12 protein-coding genes and 1 pseudogene are annotated in these 16,764 nt (G+C 68.6%); 9 read left to right on the forward strand and 4 right to left on the reverse strand.

Annotated features, from left to right (window positions below; genetic code table 11):
* Positions 1-199 precede the first annotated feature (199 nt).
* Positions 200-1,306: a GTP pyrophosphokinase gene (locus AB4089_RS05570; RefSeq protein WP_441408284.1), complete on the forward strand. Its 1,107-nt coding sequence runs from the start codon at positions 200-202 to the stop codon at positions 1,304-1,306.
* Between the two features lie 579 nt (positions 1,307-1,885).
* Here the strand turns inward: AB4089_RS05570 and AB4089_RS05575 are convergent.
* Together AB4089_RS05575 and AB4089_RS05580 are read right to left on the reverse strand one after the other, a co-directional pair.
* Positions 1,886-3,118, reverse strand: a pseudogene (locus AB4089_RS05575) (IucA/IucC family protein); the annotation flags it as partial.
* An 86-nt stretch (positions 3,119-3,204) separates the two neighbouring features.
* Entirely contained in the window at positions 3,205-4,728 is a 1,524-nt protein-coding gene (locus AB4089_RS05580) for a SulP family inorganic anion transporter (protein WP_441408285.1), read from the reverse strand.
* A 269-nt stretch (positions 4,729-4,997) separates the two neighbouring features.
* On the opposite strand from AB4089_RS05580, the gene AB4089_RS05585 reads away from it, so the two are divergent.
* Positions 4,998-6,023: a bile acid:sodium symporter family protein gene (locus AB4089_RS05585; protein ID WP_441408286.1), complete on the forward strand. Its 1,026-nt coding sequence runs from the start codon at positions 4,998-5,000 to the stop codon at positions 6,021-6,023.
* On the opposite strand, the gene AB4089_RS05590 is transcribed toward AB4089_RS05585, so the two are convergent.
* Both AB4089_RS05590 and AB4089_RS05595 read right to left on the reverse strand, forming a co-directional pair.
* Positions 6,020-6,580 (reverse strand): GNAT family N-acetyltransferase, encoded by a 561-nt coding sequence (locus AB4089_RS05590; RefSeq protein ID WP_441408287.1) that lies wholly within the window; start codon positions 6,578-6,580, stop codon positions 6,020-6,022. The two genes, AB4089_RS05585 and AB4089_RS05590, sit on opposite strands and share 4 nt — an antisense overlap.
* Positions 6,577-8,625: an FAD/NAD(P)-binding protein gene (locus tag AB4089_RS05595; RefSeq protein WP_441408288.1), complete on the reverse strand. Its 2,049-nt coding sequence runs from the start codon at positions 8,623-8,625 to the stop codon at positions 6,577-6,579. The genes AB4089_RS05590 and AB4089_RS05595 overlap by 4 nt, the downstream gene beginning before the upstream one ends.
* Before the next feature lie 244 nt (positions 8,626-8,869).
* Between AB4089_RS05595 and AB4089_RS05600 the strand changes: the two genes are divergently transcribed.
* The 7 genes from AB4089_RS05600 to AB4089_RS05630 are packed head-to-tail and all read left to right on the forward strand — an operon-like array spanning position 8,870 to position 16,668.
* Positions 8,870-10,012: an amino acid ABC transporter permease gene (locus AB4089_RS05600; protein ID WP_441408289.1), complete on the forward strand. Its 1,143-nt coding sequence runs from the start codon at positions 8,870-8,872 to the stop codon at positions 10,010-10,012.
* Complete coding sequence (locus tag AB4089_RS05605; RefSeq protein WP_441408290.1) at positions 10,009-10,869, forward strand: amino acid ABC transporter ATP-binding protein; 861 nt, start codon at positions 10,009-10,011, stop codon at positions 10,867-10,869. The genes AB4089_RS05600 and AB4089_RS05605 overlap by 4 nt, the downstream gene beginning before the upstream one ends.
* 9 nt (positions 10,870-10,878) lie before the next feature.
* Positions 10,879-11,928, forward strand: coding sequence for an ABC transporter substrate-binding protein (locus AB4089_RS05610; RefSeq protein WP_441408291.1), 1,050 nt, complete (start codon positions 10,879-10,881; stop codon positions 11,926-11,928).
* On the forward strand, positions 11,925-13,085 hold the full coding sequence (locus AB4089_RS05615) for an LLM class flavin-dependent oxidoreductase (RefSeq protein ID WP_441408292.1): 1,161 nt from the start codon (positions 11,925-11,927) through the stop codon (positions 13,083-13,085). The genes AB4089_RS05610 and AB4089_RS05615 overlap by 4 nt, the downstream gene beginning before the upstream one ends.
* On the forward strand, positions 13,069-14,028 hold the full coding sequence (locus tag AB4089_RS05620) for a DUF1684 domain-containing protein (protein WP_441408293.1): 960 nt from the start codon (positions 13,069-13,071) through the stop codon (positions 14,026-14,028). Before AB4089_RS05615 ends, AB4089_RS05620 begins: the two co-directional genes overlap by 17 nt.
* Positions 14,025-15,224, forward strand: coding sequence for an LLM class flavin-dependent oxidoreductase (locus AB4089_RS05625; protein WP_441408294.1), 1,200 nt, complete (start codon positions 14,025-14,027; stop codon positions 15,222-15,224). Before AB4089_RS05620 ends, AB4089_RS05625 begins: the two co-directional genes overlap by 4 nt.
* Before the next feature lie 10 nt (positions 15,225-15,234).
* Positions 15,235-16,668: an NtaA/DmoA family FMN-dependent monooxygenase gene (locus AB4089_RS05630; protein ID WP_441408295.1), complete on the forward strand. Its 1,434-nt coding sequence runs from the start codon at positions 15,235-15,237 to the stop codon at positions 16,666-16,668.
* Positions 16,669-16,764 lie beyond the last annotated feature (96 nt).

Raw genomic sequence — 16,764 nt, forward strand, 5'->3', positions numbered from 1 at the left:
AGAGTCACCGCCGCTGCGGCAGCGATGATAGCCCGTCGCCGCATTTCAGCCATGTGCAGAGCCTACCTTGGGCTCCAAGCGGCTCCCCGCAGGCGGGCCCCCTGCACGCCCCCGGTGACGGCTGCTCCCGGAGAGCGTGCGGGAGTGCTTGCGGGAGTGCTTGCGGGCCGGTGTCGGCGGTGCCCCGTAAGCTGGGTCCATGGCGAGCAACTGGGACCGTTTGGACCTGAGCCTGCGCGAATCCGTGCAGGAGAACGTGGAACTCTACGAGCGGGTTCGGCCTGCCCTGAAGCTGGTCACCAGGGAGGTCCTGCTGACACTGCGGACCATGCTCAAGGACACCGAGGTCACGCCGCTGTTCGTCACCGGCCGCACCAAGACCGTGGAATCCTTCCGCGAGAAGATCTCCCGCACGGAGAAACCGTTGGAGCCCGGCGGTCCCCCAGTTTTGAAATTCCCGGATCCGTTCCGGACGCTGAACGACATGGTGGGCATCCGCGTGATCACCAAGCTGCCCGCGGAAAACGCCGTGGCGGCCAACCTGATCAAGCGCCAGCGCCAGCTTTTTGACTGCCGGGGTGACCGCGAAAAGGACATCGGCTCGATCGAGTCCGGCACCTACGGCTACTCCAGCCGGCACCTGATCCTGCGGACCATCCAGAACGAGGCCGTCAAGGAGTACCAGCAGGCCTTCAACCCGGAGGTCCCGCCGAACGGCAGCTACTTCTTCGAGTGCCAGATCCGCACGGTCTTCGCGCACGCCTGGAGCGAGATCGAGCACGACATCCGGTTCAAGGCCGAGGACCCCCGGGCCTGGACCCCGCACTTCGACCGCCAGTTCACCGCCACTGCCGCCATGCTGGAGACCGTGGAAAGCGCGTTCTCGGACCTGCACGAGCGCTACGAAGAGGTCCGCGGTTACTGGGATGTGGACGGCGAGGGTGCCGCGCCGCTGACGCCCAACCGGATCCGCGACGTCTGGCGGACCCTGCTGCCACACGTGGACCGGAAGGTCGACGACGACTGGGGCTGGGCCGCCGAGCTCATGGCCGCCCATGGCCTCAACCAGACCATGCAGCTCGCCGGGCTCCTCAGCGCCAACCGGATCACCGAGGTCCGCCAAGCACTGGACCACCGATACTCCCCCGGCCCGGACCGGCTCCTCGATGACCTGCTGCTGTGGCAGTACGGCACCGAGCACATCGAACTCACCGCCGAGCCGGCCGACGCCGTCCCGCACCCCCGCCGCGACAGCCTCCTCCGCCGACTCAAGCAGATCGAGCGGTACCGGCTCACGCAGGGCTAGCGCGGGCAGGGCTAGCGCGGGCAGGGGGCAGAAAGCAGCGGGTGCCGCGACGTGCCTTCTGCAAGCCTGCGACCCGCCCGCACCCGCTGCCCCGGCGCCTGCGGACCCGTGTGCCCCACTTCCGTTGCCTCCCTGCCTCCCTGCCTCCGCGAATGCTCACCACCTTGCCGAGTCTCCCCATCTGGGCGCGGAAATTCCCCACCTTTGACGCCGCGACGCCGGAACACCCCGGCGGTTCGGCGAGACACGCCGGGCGCCAACCTCAAAGGTGGGGAATTACGGCGTCGAAGGCGGGCACACGAGTGGGAATCCCTGGTTTCGCCTGGCACCGCCTTCCACCTCTCCGCGTCTCGCCACCTTGCCGAGTCTCTCCATCTGGGCGCGGAAATTCCCCACCTTTGACGCCGCGACTCCCCGGCGGTTCGGCGAGACACGCCGGGCGCCAACCTCAAAGGTGGGGAATTACGGCGTCGAAGGCGGGCACACCAGTGGGAATCCCTGGTTTCGCCGGGTGGGGAATTCCGGCGGCGCAGGAGGCGGCGGCGGAGTGCGGCACGGAAGCAGGCTAGGCCCGCCCGGTCAGGCGAACCGTGCCAGCGGGTTCCGCAGCCGGCCGGCCATCTGCAGTCCGCCGGACGGGTCGCTCAGGTCCAGCATCTGCTGGTTGTTGCGCAGCTGCAGCCGGTTCAGGCAGGACAACGGGAAATCCTGGGCGAACAGATCGTGCCGGGCACACTGGGCCGCGAGTTCGGGATGCTCAGCCTGGTAGTCGCGCACGACGTCCGCGGCCGTGCGCCAGAAGTCCTCGCCACTGAGCTTGCCGTCCTCCTCCAGCAACGCGCTGAGGAACCGGAAAATGCAGTCGAAGACGTCCGTGAAAATGGCCAGGACCTTCTCCTCGTCGGGGATTTCGACCTTGATTCGTGCCACTTCTTCGGGCAGGTCCAGGCGGTCACCCATCACCACGATTTCCTCGGCGATGTCCTTCATGATGGCACTGACCGGGACGCCGTTCTCCAGGATCAGGATGACGTTCTCCCCGTGCGGCATGAACGCCAGTTCGTAGGCGCACAGGCAGTGAACCAGCGGGACCAGGTAGGCCTCGAGGTAGCGGCGCAGCCACTCCACGGGTTCAAGGCCGGAACGCTCGATCAGCGCGGAGACCATCGGCTTGCCCGCGCCGTCGACGTGGAGCAGGGACGCCATGGTGGCCAGCTGCTGCCCTTCCTTTAGCAGCGGCAATGGGCTTTCCCGCCACAGCGCCGACAGCATTTTCCGGTACGGCGATTCCTTCGCCGCAGCGGCCTCGTAGTAGCCGTTGTGATAGCCGATCGCGGCGACTTCGCGGATCAGTCCCAGCCCGCGCTTCTGCAGGGCGGCGTCGCCGAGGATCAGATCCCGGAGCCAGTCGTTGATGGCTGGGGTGGCCTTCATGTACTGCGGTGACAGTCCCCGCATGAAGCCCATGTTCAGCACCGACATGGCCGTCTTGACGTAGCACTTTTCCGGCGAAACCGTGTTGAAGAACGTCCGGATGGACTGCTGGGCCTGGTAGTCGTCCGCCCCGGTCCCGAGGTGGACGATGTGCTGCTGCGCTATTTCGGCGGCAAACGTCACGGTAAGCTTGTTCGCCCACTGCCACGGATGGACCGGCATCAGGAAATACTCCGCCGGGTCCAGGCCCTGGGCTCGCAGCCCGGCCTCGAAGTGCTCGACGGCGGACGTCCCCAGTTCGGCGTCGAGGTGGTCCCGGTAGCCGAGCCCCTCGGCGGACGTGAAAACGGCCTGGTTCCGGTGCACCGCGATCCACTTAGGTCCACGCTAGGACGCCCCCGGGCAAACAAAAAGACCCAATCGTTTGACCTAATTGAGGGGCCCGGCCGGTATCGCCGCGCCGGTCAGTGGCCTGCGCCGAGCTTCCCGGCCAGGCGTTGGCGCATCAGGATGCTGGCCTCGTTCAGGCCCACGATGTCCACGTGCTTGCCGTGCTGGCGGTACTTCTCGGTGATGGCGTCCAGGGCCGCGATCGTGGAGGCGTCCCACAGGTGGGAGTCGCGCATGTCGATGACCACGCGTTCGGGGTCCAGGGCGTACTCGAACTGGGTGTAGAGGTCGTTCGAGGAGGCGAAGAACAGCTCGCCATCCACCCGGTAGGTGGCGAGCGGGCCGCCGTCGTCCTGCGTCACCGAACGCTCCACCGTTACGAAGTGGGCCACCCGCCGGGCGAACAGGACCATCGCGACATTGACGCCGACGCCGACGCCGATCGCCAGGTTGTGCGTGGCCACGGTCACCGCCACGGTGGCCGCCATGACCGCGGTTTCGCTCTTGGGCAGCGCCTTGAGCGTGGCGGGCCGGATGCTGTGCCAGTTGAAGGTGGCGACTGAGACGAAGATCATGACCGCCACGAGCGCGGCCATCGGGATCAGCGACACGAGATCGCCGAGGGCCACCACGAGGATGAGCAGGAAGACGCCGGCCAGGAGGGTGGAGATCCGGGTGCGGGCGCCGGAAGCTTTGACGTTGATCATGGTCTGGCCGATCATGGCGCAGCCGCCCATGCCGCCGAAGATTCCGGTGACGATATTCGCCACACCCTGTCCCCAGGCCTCACGGGTCTTCGAGGAGCGCGTGTCCGTGATGTCATCCACCAGCTTCGCGGTCATGAGGGATTCGAGCAGCCCCACGAAGGCCATGGCCAGCGCGAACGGGAAGATGACCTGCAGCGTTTCGGGCGTGAACGGGACATTCGGCACGAACAGGGTGGGCAGCGAATCCGGCAGCGCGCCCTTGTCCCCCACCGTGGGAACCTCGACGGCGGCGCTCACCGTGATGAGCGTCAGGGCCACGATGGCCACGAGCGGTGCGGGAACGGCCCTGGTAAGCCTGGGCAGGCCGAACACGATCAGCAGGCCCAGCGCAGTGAGCGGGTAAACCAGCCAGGGCACGCCGATCAGCTCGGGCACCTGCGTCATGAAGATCAGGATGGCGAGGGCGTTCACAAAGCCCACCATGACCGGGCGCGGGATGAAGCGCATCAGCCTGGCCACGCCGGAAAGGCCCAGGACGATCTGGAAAATTCCGGCCAGGATCACCGCCGCCACCAGGTAATCCAGGCCGTGCGACTTCACCAGTGGGGCAGTCACCAGGGCGACGGCGCCGGTGGCCGCAGAGATCATCGCCGGCCGGCCGCCGACGAAGGCGACGGTCACCGCCATGGTGAAGGACGCGAAGAGGCCAACCCTCGGGTCCACGCCGGCGATGATCGAGAAGGCGATCGCTTCGGGAATCAGGGCCAGGGCCACGACAAGCCCGCCCAGGACCTCGGTCTTGAGCCGGCGCGGCGACGCCAGGGCGCCGCGGACCGATTTCAGCTGCTCGGGCGTGAGGGCCAGGGCCCCCGTTGCGGTGCTGGTGGCCATAGATGGCTCCGTTCGTGGTCAAAAAGGCACAGCGGTGAAGAAGGCACAGCTGCTGTCGCAGTTAAAGGCACTGCGGCAGTTCAGGAATGTGGGGGTTTTGGAGAATGCGGGCGGCGTCGCACCCGGGCGGGAGTTCGCCTTTTTAGGGCTCACCCACCCCATGAACCCTACCGGCCGGGCACCTCACCGTCGGCCAAAAATCTGACATATTTGTCTGACGGGTGGTCACGAAGTCGCCAGCCCGCGCACCCCGGTGGCACCATTCTTGGATGCTTGAGGCAACTAAAACTCCGAATACCGCCCCGGACGCGAGCGTTGTCACTGACGCCCTGGCCAATCCCGCCCTCGCCGCCGAGGCAAAGATCGCCCGGATCGCCGTGACCATCTTCCCGATCCTGGTGGTGGTGGCCGGGCTCGCCGGCTTCCTGCTCCCCGGGGCGTTCAAACCCCTCGCGCCCAGCGTGCCCTTCCTGCTGGGCATCATCATGTTCTGCATGGGCCTGACCCTGACCCCGCCTGATTTCGCCTCAGTGGCCAAGCGCCCCTGGGCCGTGGTCCTCGGCATCGTGGCGCACTATGTCATCATGCCCGGGGCTGGCTGGCTGATCGCCGTCGCCCTGAACCTGCCACCCGAACTGGCCGTGGGCCTGATCCTGGTGGGCTGCGCCCCCTCGGGCACGGCGTCCAACGTGATGGCCTTCCTGGCCAAGGGCGACGTCGCCCTCTCGGTTGCCGTCGCGTCGGTCTCCACCCTCATCGCCCCTGTGGTGACGCCGCTGCTGGTGCTGTTCCTGGCCGGTTCCTACCTGCAGATTGACGCCGGAGCCATGGTCCAGGACATCGTCAAGACCGTCCTCCTGCCGGTGATCGCGGGCCTACTGGCCCGCCTGTTCCTCAAGAAGCTCGTCGCCAAGGTGCTGCCGGCTCTGCCGTGGGCCTCCGCCGTCGTGATTTCACTGATCGTCGCGATCGTGGTGGCAGGCAGTGCCAGCAAGATCGTCGCCGCCGGCGGGATCGTGTTCCTCGCCGTGGTGCTGCACAACGGCTTCGGCCTGGGCCTGGGGTACCTGGCCGGCAAGCTGGGGCGCCTGGATGACAAGGCCCGCCGGGCGCTGGCCTTCGAGGTCGGCATGCAGAACTCGGGCCTGGCCGCCACCCTGGCCACGGCACACTTCAGCCCGCTGACCGCGCTGCCCTCCGCCGTGTTCTCGCTGTGGCACAACATCTCCGGCGCGATCGTGGCGGCGTGGCTGGCCCGGCGCCCCCTCCGGGATGCCGCGGCACAGGAAGCCTAGGCAGAGCTCCTCGGGGAACTGAGGGGCAGGTCCTTGGTGAATGCCAGCGCTCCGATGGTCTCCGGATCGGCGGAGATATCGAACTGTGCCTCGTAGCCGGTGTTCAGGTAGAGGTGTTTCGCCTCCGGCTGGCGGGGTCCGGTGGTCAGGTAGACCTTCCGGTAGCCGCGGCGGGCGGCCAGCGCCTCCAGCTCGGCCAGGACAATCCGGGCGAGTCCGCGCCGCCGATGCGCCGAATGCGTCCAGATCCGTTTGAACTCGGCGGTCTGTGGGCCGTGCCGGCGGAACGCGCCGCCTGCCACGGATTCACCGTTCTCGCGCACAATCAGCAGGGCCCCGCCCGGCCCGGCGAATTCCCCGGCCGGGTAGCGGTTGAGTTCCTCCGCGGCGGCTCCCCGGCCAAAGAGGTTGCCGTAGCGGGTGTCATATTCGAGCGCGAGCTCGTCCAGGAGCGGCCGGACCCGCGGATCGTCCATGGGGAGATTGAGGACTGTCAGGCTGGAGCTGTCCAGCGGACGGCCGTCAATGGGCGTGGCGTGTAGGGATGACGGGGTCATGCCCGGTCCTTTCCGTGGGCGGCAGCCTGCGGCACCGCCGACTCGCTTGCCGCTCGATGGGTGATGTCCTGGCGGGTGGCGTCCTGGTTCTTGATGTCCTGGCCGTTGATGTCCTGGTTCTTGATGTCGCCGCCCAGCAGGGTCAGGATACGCCGGGCCAGGGCGTCGTTTTCGCGGAACGGCGCGGCGTTGGTGCCGGGCCGGGCAAAGGCGCCGGCGCCCCAGCCGGAGGTGCCAGGTCCGACGCCGAACAGCCTCTCGCGCCGCTCCCCGACCGGACTGACCAGCTCGTTGTGGGCGGACACCAGGAGCCGCCCGGTCGCGTGCGTACCGTCCGCGGTCAGGAGCTGCTGCTCGGTGCCGAGCCCGGAGGTGTGCAACTGGTGCAGCAGCGGGTTCGCGGAACGGGCCACCGACGGCGCCGGGAGCCGGGCCTCGATCAGGGCTGTCGCTGACACGGTGATGCCGGCCTGGGCCGAGCGGGCCACGAACCGGCCCGAGTACTCCGCGGCGTCGATCTCCAGCCCCGGGCCAATGAACTGCAGCAGCCCGGCCCGGTGGATCGCCAGCATCTCCCGCAGCCTGCGCGGCGGCGGCCCGGAATCGACGAAGCTGAAGAAGCCGTGCCACCAGCCCTGGACCTCGCGCTGGGACCGCGCATTCAGCCGCTCGGCCGGCACCAGCCGGCCCAGGTCCATGTAGGACTTGAGCAGGGAAGTGAACAGCGCCAGGGTCTCCGAATGGTCCGGCCCGGTGCGCAATTCGAGGTCGCGGCCGATGTACGCGGCTACCGCGGCCTGGATGTCCGCGTGGCCGGTGAAGGCGCGGCCGGCGAAGGGGTGGTCCAGCCGCTCGAGGTCCAGGTGGAGCCCGGTGTCCGGGACGGACTCGGTGACGAGCCGGTGGCGGTCCTGGCTGTACCAGTCCGCGGCGGAGAACCGTTCGGAGAATTCCTGCCAGCCGATCCGGACCCGCTCCGGGTAGCCGGTGAACAGCTCGCGGTAATACGCGTAGCCGGCATCCTTGGCGATCAGGGGCCACAGCTGGGCGCGGAAGTCCAGCTCGCCGGGCGCATCCAGCAGCCCGGCGAGGGCGTTTGCGGTGAAGAACGCCGGCTCCCCCGCGGCATCGCCGCGAAGCGCCGAGGTGATCTTGGAGTGGTAGGGCACGCCGCGGCGGGACCCTGCCCACAGCCTCGGCTCGGCGCCGGAGGGCAGATAGCGCAGGCCGCCGTCGGGCAGCTCCTCGAACCTGCCGCCGCGGCCCTCCATCAGGAGCACCAGCAGGTCCACGAAGGCCAGGCCCATGCCGGAGACAATAACGTCCTGGCCGGCGGCGAGAGGTGAGTAGTCGACGTCGGTGGTGTAGCTGGGTGCCGCGTGGAACGCGCCGTGCCGGGCGGCAAAACCGGCCCACGCGGCAGACTCCTCATCCGGCCGCGAATCCGTATGCCCCAGGGCGGCGATCACGACGTCGGCGCGCAGCACCGCGCCGCCGGCCAACCGGACGCGGTAGCCTTCGGTGCCCTGACGGCTGGCCGGCTCCGGCTCGCCCTGCACAGGTTCGACGGCGGTGGCCGTGTCCCGGTGCACCGTGACGGTGACATCCGGACCGAGGGCGGCGACGGAACGGCGGAAAAACCATTCCAGATAGACACTCTGCAGCTGCCGGGTGGGGAAGGTCGAGCCGGTGAGAGCCGCCAGCTGGCGACGGAGTTCGTGCGGCAGCTCCGGAACATCGGTGATGGAGCCTGCCAGGACACCGGCAGCCCAGCCTGCCAGGCCGGGGCCCTCGACCGCCGGTCCCTCGCACTGGACAGAGGCATCGGTAAACATCGTGACGTCCGCCGCGGCGGAGTTGAGCATCAGCCCGGGATGCTGCTCGTAGCGCCAGATCCTGCCGGCGCCCGGGGTGTGCGGCTCCACGACGTGGATCTGGAGCGCGCCGGCGAGCAGTTCCGGGCGGTTCGCGGCGAGGCGTTCCAGCAACCCTGCCGTGCGGGGGCCGCCGCCGATGAGGACCACGGATGGGGTTGTCACTGGCATGGCGCTCTCCTCGGCTCTGGTGCGGAGCCCTCATGCTAGGCACCGGAATCCGGGCCGGTCGAGGCGCCGGTCACGGCCGTTCACCGCGCGTAACGCGGCGTAAATCGGGGCAAGAATTCGTCGTGTGACGCCGTGCGAACCTGCGTGAACGTATGCAACTTGCCGCCTTGCTGCGCGTTTTCGCACGGCCCTAGATTGGCAGCCAACCGTACCCCCACAGCAACTGGAAGAAGCGAGGTGGCGCATGAGTTCAACAGCAACCCCGGTGGCGCAGTCCACCCCCGAGCCGGCGTCCGCCGGCATCGAATCCGTACCCGACACCACACCGGCCGCTGCCGGAACGCCCGAGGCCGCCGGAACACCCGGGACCGAGGCCACGGAACCCTCCGGCGCAGGCGGCATCGGAACCTCCGGCACCGAAACCTCCGGCACCGTTTCGGCGGGCCGGCAGGCCGCCACCGACTACGCCGACTACCGGCTGGTCCCCGCCCGCCACCCGTGGCGCTGGGTGGGCACCGCCGTCGTCGCCCTGGGCGTGGCCGGCATCGCCTGGTCCCTGGCCACCAACCCGCGCTGGGAGTGGGGCGTGGTGGCGCAATGGTTCACCGCGCAGTCGATCGTGAATGGCCTGCTGGAAACCCTCAAGCTGACGGCGATCTCCGGGGCGCTGGGCTTCATCCTGGGATTCATCCTGGCCCTGATGCGGCTCTCCGCGTCCCCGCTGCTGGTCTCTGTCTCCTGGACCTTCTCCTGGATCTTCCGCTCCACACCGCTGCTGGTGCAGATGCTGCTCTGGTACAACCTGGGCTACCTCTACGAGAAAATCAGCTTAGGCATCCCCTTCACGGACGTGCGCTTCTTCGAGGCACAGACCACCACGCTGATCAGCCAGTTCGCCGCGGCCGTCCTTGGCCTGACCCTGAACCAGGCCGCCTACTCCGCCGAGATCATCCGCGGCGGCATCCTCTCCGTGGACCAGGGCCAGCTCGAGGCGGCAGCCGCACTGGGCATTCCGGCCTGGCGGCGCTCCACCCGGATCGTGCTGCCGCAGGCCATGCGGGCCATCCTGCCCACCGCGTTCAACGAAGTAATCGGCCTGGTCAAGGGCACCTCGATCGTCTACGTCCTGGCCTACTCCGAGCTGTTCTACACCGTCCAGGTCATCTACAACCGGACCCAGCAGGTCCTGCCGCTGCTGCTCGTGGCCACCCTCTGGTACGTCGTCATCACCTCGGTCCTGAGCGTCTTCCAGTACTACATCGAGCGCCACTACTCCAAGGGCGCCGTCCGCACCCTGCCGCTGACCCCGCTGCAGAAGGCCCGCAAATTCCTCGCCACGCATGCGCCCGCCACAAGGGAAACCACCCAGGAAAGGGGCACCCGATGAGCACCGAAGTCCTCACGGCGGAAATCGCCGGCTCCACCGGACCAACCGGGACCGCCGAGCCCACCCGGGGCCTGGTCCAGATCACCAAGGTCCGCAAGTCCTTCGGCACCACGGAAGTCCTCAAGGGCATCACGCTGACGGTCGAACCCGGCGGCGTCGCCGTGATCGTCGGCCCGTCCGGGTCCGGCAAATCCACCCTCCTGCGCACCATCAACCACTTGGAGAAGGTCGACGCCGGGTTCATCGCGATCGACGGCACGCTGGTGGGCTACGAGGTCCGCGGCCACCGCCTGCACGAGCTGCGCGAAAAAGAGATCCTGAAGCAGCGCACCGAGATCGGCATGGTGTTCCAGAACTTCAACCTGTTCCCGCACCTGACCGCGCTGGAAAACGTCACCGAGGCGCCCGTCGTCGCGCCGCGGGCCGGAAAGCCCCGGCTGACCAAGGCCGAGGCCCGCGAACGCGGGCTGGAACTGCTGGACCGAGTGGGCTTGAAGGACCGGGCCGGCGCCTACCCGCGCCAGCTTTCCGGCGGCCAGCAGCAACGCGTCGCGATCGCCCGGGCACTTGCCCTGGACCCCAAGATCCTGCTCTTCGACGAGCCCACCTCGGCCCTGGACCCGGAGCTGGTCAACGAGGTCCTGGACGTTATCCGCGGGCTCGCCAAGTCCGGCACCACGCTGATCATCGTCACGCACGAGATGGGCTTCGCCCGCGACGTCGCCGACACCGTGGTGTTCATGGACCAGGGCCAGATCGTCGAGCAAGGCACGCCCAAAGAGATTTTCACCAACCCGCGGGAAGAGCGCACCCGGAGCTTCTTCTCCAAAGTGATCGAACCCGCTTTCAACATCTAAGGAACATCCATGGCAATCCGCACCGCCCTCCGCTCCGCCCGCCCCAGTACTGGTCCCCGGCGGAAGCGTTCGGCGCTTCCCGCCGTCGTCCTCATCGGTGCCCTGTCCGGCTCGCTGGCCCTGACCTCCTGCTCAGATCCCGGCGCTTCCGCCGCTTCAGGAGGGCAGCCGGCTACGACGGCGGCACGCAACGGCGTCGTCTACAACACCTCACCGGACCAACAGCGGATCCGGGCGACGAAGGATGCGGCCCTGGCCGCCGAGGTGCCCGAGCTGATCGGCAAGGACGGCAAGCTGACCGTAGCCACCACCGCAGGCGCGATTCCGTTGTCCTTCCACGCCACGGACGACAAGACCCCGATCGGCGTCGAGGTGGACCTGGCCCAGCTGGTCGCGGACAAGCTGGGCCTGACGCTGGATGTCCAGGTGACCTCCTGGGAGAACTGGCCGCTGAAGACCCAGTCCGGCGACTTCGAGGCCGTGTTCTCCAACGTGGGCATCAACGCCGCCCGGGTGAAGCTCTTCGACTTCTCCAGCTACCGCGCCGCGTACATGGGCTTCGAGGCCAAGAAGAGCTCCAGCTACAACATCAAGGGCTCCGACGACATCTCCGGCCTGAAGATCTCGGTGGGATCGGGCACCAACCAGGAGAAGATCCTGATCGCCTGGAACAAGGAGCTGGAGGCCAAGGGCAAGGCACCGGCGGCGCTGCAGTACTACTCCTCCGACGCCGACACCATCCTGGCACTGTCTTCCGGGCGCACCGACCTGAACCTCGCGCCCTACCCGTCTGTCACGTACCGCGAAAACACCCGGGACGACCTCAAGGTGGTGGGCAAGGTCAACGCCGGCTGGCCGTCCGAGACCCTGGTCGCGGCCACCACGCTGAAGGGCAACGGCCTGGCCCCGGCCATCACGGACGCGCTGAACTCCGCAATCAAGGACGGCTCCTACGCCAAGGTCCTGGACCGCTGGGGACTCTCCGAAGAAGCACTTCCGGAGTCCAAGACCGTCACCGAGGCCAACTTCGGGACTGCGCCCGCAGGGAAAACACAGTGAAGTTCCAGGTCCTCGACATCATCCCGCACCTGAAGAACCCCGTCACCGGGGAAATCGTCTCCACCGCGGACCGGCTCAACCAGGTGGTGGAGACCGCGCGCCGGGCCGAAGAACTCGGCTACGACAGCTTCTCGGTGGGGGAACGCCACGCGGGCGAGTTCATCTCCTCCTCCCCCACCACCGTGCTCGCGGCCATCGCCGCGGTCACCACCAAGATCCGGCTCCAAAGCGGCGTGACCGTGCTCTCCGTGCTGGATCCGGTGCGGGTCGCGGAGGACTACGCCACGATCGACCAGCTCAGCCGCGGCCGGCTGGAACTGGTGATCGGCAAGGGCAACGAGGTGCTGCAGTACCCGCTGTTCGGCCTGGACCTGGCGGACCAGTGGGAGCTCCTGGCGGAAAAGTACGGGCTGCTTCGGCGGCTCTGGACCGAGGAGAACGTCACGTGGTCCGGGAGGTTCCGCTCCGCGCTGACCGAGCCCACCACCACAACGCCGCGGCCCTTCGCCGGAGCGCCCCGGGTGTGGCACGGATCCGCCACCAGCCTCGCCTCGGCGGCCCTGGCGGCACAGTGGGGCGATCCGCTGTTCACTGCCAACGCGATCCAGCCCCGCGAGAACTACAAGGTTCTGATCGATCACTACCGCGAAGAATACGACCGCCACGGCCACGATCCCCGGCACCAGTACCTCGGCTCCGGCTCCGGCGCAGGCGGGGTGTTCCTCGCGGACACCACTCAGGAGGCCAAGCGGCAGTTCGGCCCGGTCTACGAGGCCCTCACGACCGGGCGGAACGTCCCCGGCAACAACTCCCCCTACCGGGACATCGACCACGCGGTCGCCGAAGGCCCGGCCCTGGTGGGCAGCCCGGAGCAGGTGATCGAGAAGATCCTCAGCTACCACGCGCTCTACGGCCACGACCTGCAGTCGATCTCCCTGCCCACCACCCTGCCCTTCGGCCAGCAGCTGGACATCCTGGAACGCTTCGCCCTCGAGGTCATTCCGGCCGTCCGCGCCGCAGCGCCGACCACGCTGTGGGCCGACGGCGACCCGTACGCCGGCCGCCCTGAGGCAGCCGGCTCAACCGAACCCGACGCCGCGGCCCGCGTCGCCGCCGACCACAACAAGCACAGGAGCTCCCATGTCTACACCCACTGACACCGACGGCCGCTCTGACCTGGAATTCCCGGGCGCCGGTACCCCGGAGAGCCGGACCATTCCCGGCAGCGGCGCCGAGCGGGAATTCAGCGCCGAGCGGGAATTCGAAGCCGCCCGTGCATTCGAAGCCGTCTGGGCGGACTGGCACGCCGCGCACGAACGGCACCGCGCCGACCCCCACGGCTTCCTCGCCGTCACGCACCTGCACTGGCTGGACTCCGCACCCGCCCGGCTGGACGGCGCGCCGGGCACGTGGAGCGTTGAGGACGACGCCGTCCGCTTGGTTTTGGGGGCAGGCGAACGCGTCCTCCGTGACGGGCAGGAACTAAACCCCGACGGGACGGGGGCCACCGTGTTTCTCGGCCCGGTTCCCGAGCGCGAGGGCCTGAATCTGCGCGTGGAGGACGACGGCGCCGGGCACACGGTGATCGAGCTCGCCAAACGCGGCGGCCGCTATGTCGTGCGGCCGCGGCATCCCCTGAACCCATTGCTCACAGGCTACCGCGGCACGCCGGCCTACGCCCCCAGCACCGAATATGCCGTTTTCGGAATATTTGTTCCGTTCGCCGAACCACGGGCCACCACCGTGGGCGCGGCGGTCGAGGGAATCCAGCACGTCTACGAGGCGCCGGGGGAAATCCGCTTCCGGCTGCACGGTGAGGACCTGAGCCTCACCGCCTTCAACGGCCACGCACCTGGGACGCTGTCCGTGCTGTTCACGGACGCGACGTCGGGCAAGACCACCTATGCGGCCAACCGCTCGCTCACCGTCCCGGCACCGCGCGCCGACGGCACGGTCCTGCTCGACTTCAACCGGGCCGTGAACCTGCCGTGCGCCTACACCGACCTCGCCACGTGCCCGCTTCCGCCGGCCGAGAACCGCCTGCCGGTGGCCATCGAAGCCGGCGAGCAGATCCCCCACGAACGTCAGGACGCCTCATGAGCACTCAGCCCACCAAAAACGAGCCCCGGGGTCGCGGCCTCCTGCTGCTGGAGCTGGACGGCGCCGGCAGCCACCCGTCCGCGTGGCGGTTTTCCCGCACGGCACCCGCCTCCGTGTTGACCCCGGAACACCTCCGCGGCACCGTCCTCGCCGCCGAGTCTGCCGGGTTCCACGCGGCGACATTTTCCGACCCCGGCCTTCCGGAAGCCTTGCCGGGCCAGCCCGACCAGCCGGGACAGCGTCCCGACACGGCAGCCCGGCTCAACGCCCTGCAGCGCGCCGCGTTCGCCGGTCCCGTAACGCGCTCCCTCGCCCTCATTCCGGAGGTGGACACGGTTTACACGGAGCCATTCCACGTCTCAACCCAGCTGGCCAGCCTGGACTACGTTTCAGGCGGCCGGGCGGGCTGGCTAGTGGCCTCCTCCACCAGTGCCGCCGATGCCGCCGCCGTCGGACGGGACACTGTGCGCGGGAACGGGCTCGGCCGGGAGGCCGCCGATTCGATCGAGGTCAGCCGCGGACTCTGGGACTCCTGGGAGGACGACGCCGTGATCCGTGACGTCGCCACCGGGCGCTACCTCGACGTCGACAAGCTGCACTACATCGACGTCGACAACGGCAACTATTCCGTCAAGGGACCGTCGATCATTCCGCGGCCGCTCCAGGGCCAGCTTCCGGTGCTGGCCCCGGCCGGGCTCCTCAGCCCGGAGGCAGTCGCGGCCGGGGCAGCCGATGCGCTCCTGGTCTCGGCCCCGGCTCCCGAGCTGCTGGCCGCCGAGCTCGCGGAGACGCGGGCAGGACTCGCCGCCGGCGGGAGCGAGCCTGCGCTGATCGCCGAGCTCGACGTCGTGCTGGACTCCCGCGGCCAGGCCGCCGCCGACAGGCTGGCCGGACTGGACAGCCACGCGGTGTGGCAAAGCCCGCGGGCGCGGTTCGTCGGAACGGCGGCCGAGCTGACCGAGCTGCTCACCGAGGTGCTGGCCTGGGCCGACGGCGTCCGGCTGCACCCGGCCGTGCTGGACACGGATATCGAGGAACTCTCGCAGCGGGTGCTGCCTGAGCTGCGCCGGCGCGGGCTCCTGGCCGCCAACACCCCGGACGCCACCTTCCGCGATCAGCTGGGGCTGGCGCGGCCCGCCAGCCGCTATGCCGCCGGGGCAAGTGCCGCAACCAGCGCCGCCGGCCAGGAAAACTAAGGAGCCCATCATGAGCCAGAGCACCAACCCCGCCACCGAATTCACGCACTCTGAATTCAAACCGTCCGGCCAGCTCCAGCTGGGCGTCTTCTTCCAGGGCGTCAACTCCGGGACCGTCTGGAAGGCGGCCGAGTCCGGCTCCCAGACCGACTTCGAGTCGTTCCGTCGCATCGCGCAGACTGCCGAGCGCGGCCTGTTCGCGGCGTTCTTCCTCGGCGAGGGCCTGAGGCTGCGCGAGCACCTCGGCCGCCCGCACGCGCTCGACGTCGCCGGCCGCCCCGACGCACAGACGGCGCTGGCGGCCCTCGCCGCGGTGACCACGAAGATCGGTCTGGTCGCAACCCAGAACACCACCTACAACGACCCCGCAGACCTGGCCCACAGGCTCTCCACGTTGGATCTGCTCTCTGGCGGCCGCGCGGCCTGGAACATCGTCACCACAGACAACGCCTGGACCGGCGCCAACTTCCGCCGCGGCGGCTACCTGGACCACGCGGACCGGTACACCCATGCCGAGGCCTTCGTGGAAACGGCCAAGCGGATCTGGGATGCGTGGGACGACGCCGCCATCGCCCCGTCAGCCTCGGCGCCCCGGTGGTCGGCTAAGGGTGCCGTCCGCCGGGTGCGCCACGCGGGCCAGCATTACACCGTGGACGTCACCCCGCGGCTGCCGCGCAGCGCCCAGTACCGCCCGGTGCTGTTCCAGGCCGGAGATTCGCCCGCGGGCCGGGACTTCGCCGCCCGCCAGGCGGACGTTATCTTCTCCGCTCACCCGCAGCTGGAGGACGCACTGGCGTTCCGCCGCGACATCGTGGAGCGCACGCTCCGGGCCGGCCGGGGCGCCAACGATGTGAAGATCATGCCCGCCAGCGAGTTCATCCTCGCCGCAACGCCGCAGGAGGCCCTCGAGAAGAAGGCCTGGGTCCGCAGCTTGCAGATTGGCCCGCAGCAGGCCATCGCGTACCTCGAGCAGTTCTGGGGCCGGGAACTGCAGGGCTACGATCCCGACGGACCGCTGCCGGAGATCGATCCCGTGGTGGAAGAAACCTCCGAAACCCGCGGCAGCGGCTTCCACGGCGCCAAGGCCCGCCAACTGGCCGACCAGTGGCGCGCCGAAGCCAAGGAAAAGGGCCTGTCCATCCGCGAGTTCGTCTCGGCCAAGACCAGCCGGGGCGACTCCACCTTCACCGGCTCCTACATCGAGGTCGCTGACCGGCTGGCCGAATACGCCCGCACCGGCGCCGTCGACGGCTTCAACATCTCGCCGTGGCTCATCCCGTCCGGACTCGATGACATCGTCACCCACCTGGTCCCGGAGCTGCAGGAACGCGGCGTGTACCCAACGGAGTACGCGGGCAGCACACTGCGGGAGAACCTGGGCCTGTCCACCCCGGTGCGCACAGCCGCCGTCGCCGAGGCCAACTCCGTCCCAGCACAGGCCTAGGGAAGCTCAGGTCCAAACACCATCGATTGCTCCGTAACTGCCGTTTTCAGCGCCCATAACGGCAGTTACGGAACAACCGACTTTCCAGAATCAGCA

The sequence above is a fragment of the Arthrobacter sp. 2MCAF15 genome, from assembly GCF_052115605.1.
Taxonomy (GTDB): domain Bacteria; phylum Actinomycetota; class Actinomycetes; order Actinomycetales; family Micrococcaceae; genus Arthrobacter.

Bases quoted from the DNA above. Each gene is read 5' to 3' on its own strand.
- AB4089_RS05570 (WP_441408284.1), top strand. From the start codon at position 200: ATGGCGAGCAACTGGGACCGTTTGGACCTGAGCCTGCGCGAATCCGTG.
- AB4089_RS05580 (WP_441408285.1), bottom strand. From the start codon at position 4,728: ATGGCCACCAGCACCGCAACGGGGGCCCTGGCCCTCACGCCCGAGCAG.
- AB4089_RS05585 (WP_441408286.1), top strand. From the start codon at position 4,998: ATGCTTGAGGCAACTAAAACTCCGAATACCGCCCCGGACGCGAGCGTT.
- AB4089_RS05590 (WP_441408287.1), bottom strand. From the start codon at position 6,580: ATGACCCCGTCATCCCTACACGCCACGCCCATTGACGGCCGTCCGCTG.
- AB4089_RS05595 (WP_441408288.1), bottom strand. From the start codon at position 8,625: ATGCCAGTGACAACCCCATCCGTGGTCCTCATCGGCGGCGGCCCCCGC.
- AB4089_RS05600 (WP_441408289.1), top strand. From the start codon at position 8,870: ATGAGTTCAACAGCAACCCCGGTGGCGCAGTCCACCCCCGAGCCGGCG.
- AB4089_RS05605 (WP_441408290.1), top strand. From the start codon at position 10,009: ATGAGCACCGAAGTCCTCACGGCGGAAATCGCCGGCTCCACCGGACCA.
- AB4089_RS05610 (WP_441408291.1), top strand. From the start codon at position 10,879: ATGGCAATCCGCACCGCCCTCCGCTCCGCCCGCCCCAGTACTGGTCCC.
- AB4089_RS05620 (WP_441408293.1), top strand. From the start codon at position 13,069: ATGTCTACACCCACTGACACCGACGGCCGCTCTGACCTGGAATTCCCG.
- AB4089_RS05625 (WP_441408294.1), top strand. From the start codon at position 14,025: ATGAGCACTCAGCCCACCAAAAACGAGCCCCGGGGTCGCGGCCTCCTG.
- AB4089_RS05630 (WP_441408295.1), top strand. From the start codon at position 15,235: ATGAGCCAGAGCACCAACCCCGCCACCGAATTCACGCACTCTGAATTC.